The sequence below is a fragment of the Bacteroidota bacterium genome, assembly GCA_030706565.1.
Taxonomy (GTDB): Bacteria; Bacteroidota; Bacteroidia; order Bacteroidales; family JAUZOH01; genus JAUZOH01.
The window spans coordinates 1-4,013 of sequence record JAUZOH010000345.1; the positions used below are offsets into that span (position 1 = coordinate 1).

A 4,013-nucleotide genomic window follows, 5' to 3' on the forward strand; every position below is an offset into this window, starting at 1 on the left:
ACTGGTTTATAAAAAATGGGTTGAAAAAGGGACCACTCCGGACGATGATGTTGTAGTTCTCAACCTAAAAAAAGGAAGCAATCAAATCCTGGTAAAAATTCAAAATACAGGAAATGAATGGTCGTTTAACATGCGGAAACTTGGAAAAGATTTATTGGGAAAACATCTCATTGAATCGGCCGGTAATGGAAATCTAAATGATGTCAAAACAATGGTCGAAAACGGGGTTAATGTAAATTTCAGGGATGAGGCAGGTATGACGGCTTATATATTTGCTACTGTCAGAGGAAGGGATAAAGTACTGGATTATTTAAAAGAGAAAGGGGCGAAAACAAATCTTCCGGTACCTTCATTTGAAAAACTGGTGGATCAAATCTTCCACTGCGCGCAATATGAATCTACCCCAGGTGCATCGATCCTGATTTCCCAGGAAGGCAGGATTATTTATGAAAAAAGTTTTGGCTGTGCAGATATAAACAATAGAGTAAATATTAATTCAGAAACAAAGTTCAAAATCGGCTCTATTACCACTCAATTTACTGTAGCCGCCATTTTAAAACTCCAGGAAGAAGGGAGATTAAACATTCAGGACAAACTCTCAACATATATTCCTGACTTCCCCAGGGGTAATGAAGTAACCATAGAGCATCTAATGACCCATACCTCAGGAATACATGATTTTATCAAGCAAGCCACAAAGTCCAAAAATCTCATTGCCTCAATTACAGAAAATGCACTGATTGATTCTATCAAATCCTATCCTTACGATTTCAACCCTGGTGATCATTTTTCATATTGCAATTCAGGTTTCTTTATTCTGGGTTATATAGTCGAAAAAGTCTCCGGGAAAAAGCTCAACGAGTATTTTCGGGAAAACTTTTTCGATCCTTTAGGAATGAAGAATACAGGTATTTATTCTGAAAATGAGATGCTTGACAATGAGGCTAATGGTTATTCAAATATCAATGGTGCTTTCCTAAAAAACGATAAAATAAATATGTCGTGGGTAGGAGGCGCAGGTGCATTATATTCCACAGCAAGAGATTTATATACCTGGAATGAGGCATTTTTTAAAGGAAAGGTTTTATCCAGAGCAAGCCTTGATGCGATATTTATCCCTGTAAATTCAAATAGCAGGCAAAATTTAAACTATTATCATGGTTGGTTTATCTGGAATTACAGGGGAAATAATTTTATTGGCCACGGAAGTAGTTTGCCTGGATATTCAGCTAATCTATTACGTCAACCCAAGAAGAAAATCACAATCATAGTACTTTGCAATCTAACTTCTCCAACGGACGAGCTTTGTCCATCTGAGAAGTGCGACCTGATCATGGAATATCTGTTATGGTCAGGTATTACGAAACTTAAATACTATGCACCGGCTGAGGGAAATTCCTTATAGACTTAAAATGAATTGAAGGTATTCAAGCTAAAATCCAAAATTAGATTCTTAGAAAGAATAATCATCTTAAGGAATATCGCTTAGGAGTGTAAAAGATAAAAATAAATAAGCCCGCCTTGTTTTCCAGCAAGGTGGGCTATATCTCAGATTAAAATTTCATTTAAAAACCAGGCACTTAAAAATCAGAAGAATTTATTTTGCTGTAACAGTTCCAAAAACATTTTTAAGGGCAGAAGAAGTCTGCTGCGCCGGGTTTGTACGGATTTTTGCTTCTTCCTGTCCCATTTTCACAAATAAACCCTCAATGGCTTTTTGGGTCACATAATCAGAAAGATCAGGATTTACCTTCTTCACCAATGGAATTTTATTATAGGAGCTCATCATGCTATTCCAGTATTTCGTAGCATTCACTTTATCCAATGATTTTTGAATCACGGGTTTGAATTGAGTTGCCAACTGTGAAGAGGTTTTACCCTTAAGATACTGAGTAGCAGCATTGTTATCTCCTTTCACAATTTGAACTGCATTCTGTACATTTAATCCTTTTATAGCATTAAGGAATATGGGCTGGGCGCCTGTAGCAGCATCCTCGGCAGCACGGTTCATTGATTCCACAACCTGATCGACCTTTTTCCCAAGTCCCACTGCTCTAAGCTTTGTTTCTATTGTTTTTGCATTCTGTGGAAAAGGGATCTTAATCTGGGGATCGTTTAAATATCCATTTACTTTTGACACTTTAGAAACTGCGGCTGTGGTGCCTTTTTCCAAAACTTCCTTAATACCTTTGGTGGCATCATTCTGTGTCAATGTTGAAGTCGTTTTTTGTTTTACAAACTTCTGGGCTTCTTCCAACAACTGGGCATTTATTTTATTTGTTCCCAGAAGCAATGCCAAAGTAAGAATAGCGAAATATATTTTCTTCATAATCTAAAATTTATTAAGGATTTATCAGGTTCATCATTCAAAAATCCTGCCATTAAAGGCAAAGTTAAGAATAATTAAATTTAAAACCTCGGACAAGGTACAGCTCCCGTTATTCTATGCTTACTCTTCCCGTTGAAATACTGATCAAAATAATAAATAATGCTTATTTCATGAGCACCTCCGGTGGATGAAACCAGTTTGGAAACAGTCAAATCATAACTATAAGAAACAGCAACATCTTTAATATTTAATCCCCCCAAAATGGAAATAGCATCTTTTGTTTTTGTGGATTTAATAACGGGGATACCCCTATACCACAACCCAACGGTAAACGGATGCCTGTTGTAGTAAACGCCAAGGTCGAGTTGTTGCAACATGGCCTGAGTCCGGTAATTAAAAGCAACAGAAACACTTTGTTCGTCCACATTCATAAAAGCTTCATTTATAACTGTTTTTACACCTCCATAAACCGATAGTTTCAAAGGCACATAACGGGTATCTTCCTGAAGGGAAGTATTCATTCTCATCATGTGGTCAAGTGTTGAACCAAACCAGAAATTTTTATTAAAAGCCATCAGGGAAGTGGTAAAATCAATATGACCATTCTGATTGCCGGGAGGAGATTCTATTGACTGGGGTAAAACCTGATCATTATAATATTGATCAGCAAAGGTCAATTTTTCAAAATCTATTTTCCGCTGGTAATACATAAACTGAATTCCGGGTTGAATAAAAAAATCTTTGCCTGCTTTCACCCGATATGAATAATTTAATCCGGCCTGTGTAGTGGTCAACTTGCCACTCCCCGCATCATCCCTTAAAAGAAGGAGGCCGACACCGCTATTATATTGGCTTAAATAAGTATCGTAGGAAAGGGAATAGGTAAGGAATTTGCCGCTCAGCTTTGGCCACTGATCCCTGTAATTCAGACATACCCTGCTATTACCTGCTGTTCCTGCCAATGAAGGGCCCAAATACAAAGGGGCAGCATAAAACTGTGAAAACTGAGGGTCCTGTGAATATCCATAAAGATTTATGAACAATAACAATATGATACCTAACCTTTTCTTCATCATCAAAATATAATTTATTTTTCCGCCTCTCATTTTCTCATTAACAATACATCTCCAGCAAAACTAAAACGCTTACCATTATTGTAAAATCCGGAAACCCTATAAATATACACATCCTGAGTTAATAATTTCCCTTTATAATAACCATCCCAACCTATTTCTATATCATTACTTTCAAAAACCAGGACACCCCAACGATTGTAAATTTCCATGTGATAATCCTGAATACCATTCATGATTACAATCGGGTAAAACACATCGTTGGAATAATCATTTCTATTGTACCTTCCGTTACTGGAACCATTTGGATTAGGAGTAAATGCAGAAGGGAACTTAATCGAACTTCTCTCAATCACATGAACAGCATTAGTTATGGTTACTGAATCCTTACAGAGGTAAGAACTTGATGCCACCAGCTTAATATTATAAACACCTGAATCGGCATAAGTATGTACTCCGTTAAAATCAGCCGAAGAAGTTCTATCGCCAAAATCCCACAACCAATTTTCAGCGCCTTCGGAAGTGTTGTAACAACGTAGCTCATCACCGGGGATATATAAGTCTGTGGTAACCACATCAAATTTTGCTTTTGGCACCGGATGCACGGTAAT

At 37.2% G+C, this 4,013-nt stretch carries 4 protein-coding genes; 1 reads left to right on the plus strand and 3 read right to left on the minus strand.

All coding sequences use genetic code 11. The annotated features are described in order from the left end of the window. Positions 1-1,405 (plus strand): serine hydrolase (locus Q8907_13780; GenBank protein MDP4275341.1); only part of this gene is annotated, 1,405 nt, incomplete at its 5' end. Between the two features lie 192 nt (positions 1,406-1,597). Here the strand turns inward: Q8907_13780 and Q8907_13785 are convergent. The 3 genes from Q8907_13785 to Q8907_13795 form a co-directional block, all read right to left on the minus strand. Next, on the minus strand, positions 1,598-2,329 hold the full coding sequence (locus Q8907_13785; GenBank protein MDP4275342.1) for a DUF4197 domain-containing protein: 732 nt from the start codon (positions 2,327-2,329) through the stop codon (positions 1,598-1,600). Positions 2,330-2,409: 80 nt separating this feature from the next. After that, positions 2,410-3,405: a PorP/SprF family type IX secretion system membrane protein gene (locus tag Q8907_13790; protein ID MDP4275343.1), complete on the minus strand. Its 996-nt coding sequence runs from the start codon at positions 3,403-3,405 to the stop codon at positions 2,410-2,412. Between the two features lie 26 nt (positions 3,406-3,431). Further along, the coding region (locus Q8907_13795; protein ID MDP4275344.1) for a gliding motility-associated C-terminal domain-containing protein at positions 3,432-4,013 on the minus strand (582 nt) is incomplete at its 5' end.